Genomic DNA, 1,580 nt, shown 5'->3' with positions numbered 1-1,580 from the left:
CCGGCATCGCCGCCGCGGTGGAGTCGCAGCTGACCGCCGCCAACGGTCTCCGCGCGGCCGCGACCGCGGCCTACGACGGCGCCCGCGAGGGCATCGACGAAGGCGTCCGCAGCGGCACGCTGCTCCGCGGTGAGGTGCTCGCCCGCTGGCAGGAGTTCGTGGGCACGGGCGAGTGGATGCGGGCGCTGCAGAGCGGGGTCAGCCGGCTGCGCGACCGGGTGGTCAGCGCCGTGACGGGGCGGCCCACGCCCGCCGACGGCCTTCAGGGAGCCCTGGAGAACAGTGTGGAACGGCTGCTCCGGGCCGAGGCCGACCGCGCCGCCGAGCGCACGGTCACGACCTGGCGCGCGCTGCCCGGCGGCGCGGCCCTGCTGGCGGGGGAGGAGCGGGACCTCGAGCAGGTGTCCCCGGACTTCCCGGAGGCGGCGGCCGCGCAGGTGCGGGACTGGCAGGGCGCCGTCCTCGACCTGGTCCGCGACCAGGGAGCCGACAAGCGCACCCAGGCCCGGCTGCTCTCGTGGGGCGTGAACGGTGCGGGCGCGGTGGTCATGGTCGCGGTCTTCGCCCAGACCGCAGGCCTGACCGGGGGCGAGATCGCCGTCGCCGGTGGCACGACCGTGGTCGGGCAGCGCGTGCTGGAAGCGGTCTTCGGCGACTCCGCGGTCCGCTCGCTCGCCGCCCGGGCCAGGGAGGACCTGGAGGCGAGGGCGGACGAGCTGCTGCGGTACGAGCAGGAGCGGTTCGACGTCCTGGTGGACGCGGCCGCTCCCGCGCCGACGGCCGCCGACGACCTGCGCGCCGTCGTCGGCGAGCTGGCGGCGGCCCGCCGGGCAGCGGCATGAGTCGTCGGGAAGCGCCGCTCGCCGACCGGCTGGCCGCGCTGCGCGAGGCCGTCGAGCTGGCCGAGGGACGCCTGGAAGTGCCGGAGGTCGGCCAGGCCCGTGCCCTGCTGGCGAAGGCAGGGGCCCGGGCGGCGCTCGGCGATGCCACCGTGGTCGCGCTCGCCGGGGCGACCGGCAGCGGGAAGTCCACCCTCTTCAACGCGCTGTCCGGTGCCGAAGTCAGCAGGCCCGGGGTGCGCCGGCCGACGACCGGCGTCGCGCACGCGACGGTGTGGGGCGAGGACGGGGCCGACCGGCTCCTCGACTGGCTGGAGGTGCCCCGACGGCACCGGCACCAGCCCGAGCCCGCACTGGACGGGCTGGTCCTGCTCGACCTGCCCGACCACGACAGCGTCAAGCTGGAGCACCGGCTGGAGGTCGACCGGCTGGTCGCCCTCGTCGACGTGCTGGTGTGGGTGCTCGATCCGGAGAAGTACGCCGACGCGGCGGTGCACGACCGCTACCTCGCCCCGCTGGCCGGGCACGCCGGCGTGCTGCTCGTCGTCCTGAACCAGATCGACCGGCTCGACGCGGTCTCCGCCAAGGAGTGCCTCACCGACCTGCGGGCCCTCCTGGACCGCGAGGGGCTGGCCGCCACCCCGGTGCTCGCCGTCTCCGCGCGGGCAGGCACCGGGGTCGCCGAGCTGCGGGGCGAGCTCGCCCACCGGGTGGCCGCGCGCCGGGCGGCGACCGACCGGC

At 77.2% G+C, this 1,580-nt stretch carries 1 protein-coding gene and 1 pseudogene; both read left to right on the top strand.

Annotated elements, in window-relative coordinates:
- Nucleotides 1-842: pseudogene (locus E4P40_RS27490) on the top strand (ABC transporter); the annotation flags it as partial.
- On the top strand, nt 839-1,580 hold a 742-nt coding region (locus E4P40_RS27485; protein WP_209305559.1), incomplete at its 3' end, for a GTPase. The pseudogene E4P40_RS27490 and the gene E4P40_RS27485, both read left to right, overlap by 4 nt.

This window comes from Blastococcus sp. CT_GayMR20 (assembly GCF_004570345.1).
The sequence above is the reverse complement of the archived record's forward strand: the minus strand, read 5'-3'. Positions and strand labels throughout refer to the sequence as shown.